The organism is uncultured Williamsia sp., assembly GCF_947494875.1.
In the GTDB taxonomy this organism is placed as follows: Bacteria; Actinomycetota; Actinomycetes; order Mycobacteriales; family Mycobacteriaceae; genus Williamsia_A.
Window position 1 is genome coordinate 1 of the sequence record NZ_CANLWM010000015.1, and the last position, 1,031, is coordinate 1,031.

General features: G+C 68.7%; 1 protein-coding gene. It reads right to left on the minus strand.

All coding sequences use genetic code 11. From position 1 onward, the window contains the following. Positions 1-943, minus strand: a 943-nt coding sequence (locus tag Q1A98_RS22330) for an IS481 family transposase (RefSeq protein ID WP_299577639.1), incomplete at its 3' end; no start/stop codon positions are given. Positions 944-1,031: the final 88 nt, after the last annotated feature.

Sequence of the window (1,031 nt, forward strand, 5' to 3'; positions counted from 1 at the left end):
GTCCGCCGAGGGCGGAGTGGCCTCGTTGAGTGTTGTAGCGGACGAGGAAGCGGTCAAGGCCGCGTGTTCGGTTCCGGTTCGACGACCAGGGTCGGGCGTAGGCCCATTCGGTGAGCAGGGTGCGATTGAAGCGTTCGGCTTTGCCGTTGGTCCATGGGCAGCCGGGCCGGATGAAGCGGCGTTTGAGCCCCCACGCGGTACAGACCCAGCCCCAGTTGCTGCCGCGGCGGTAGACCAGAGCGTTGTCGGTCAACACGCGGCGTACACGGATGTCGTGGTCGGCGAACCAGGCCAAGGCTCGGTGCAGAAACTCGGCGCTGGTGAGGTCTTTCTCGTCGGGCAGGACCTCGCTGTAGGCCAATCGGGTGTGGTCGTCGATGGCGGTGTGGATGTAGTCGTAGCCGATCGGGGTTCGTTTGTGCCGGTTGGCGACTGAGATCGCGGCGTCGCGCCCGTGTAGTCGCCACCCGCCGCCGGCGGGGATGCGTCCGAGCTTTTTGACATCGACGTGGACCATCGAGCCCGGGGTGCGGTGCTCGTAGCGGATGTTGCTGCGGCGCGAGGCGCGTACCGGTTGGCCGGTGATCGGGTCGATCGCCGCCAGGTGCGGCATCTGGTGGCGGGCCAGGATCCGCCCCACCGTCGAGGGATTCAAACCCAGCTCGGCGGCCAACACGACCGCCCCGCGGCGGCGACGCCGGCGCGCAGCGAGCACCCGCTGCTCGACCCGAGCCGGGGTCCGCCGCGGCATCCTCGTCGGGCGCGACGACCGGTCGGCCAGGCCCGCCTCACCGCCGTCACGGTGGCGGCGCAGCCATTTGTAGACCGTTGCGCGCGAGACCCCGAGTTGCTCGGCGACGTGCGCTGGTGGCCACCCGGCCGCGACACGCTCGACCATCAAGCGGCGAGCGAACACGGTGGTACGGGCGTTAGCGTGGGACACGAGGACCTCCTACGGGTTGATGCCAGACACATCCACTCCGTCAGGAGGTCCTCCCCATTTCAAGACGGCACGCCGTCAACAACCTCTC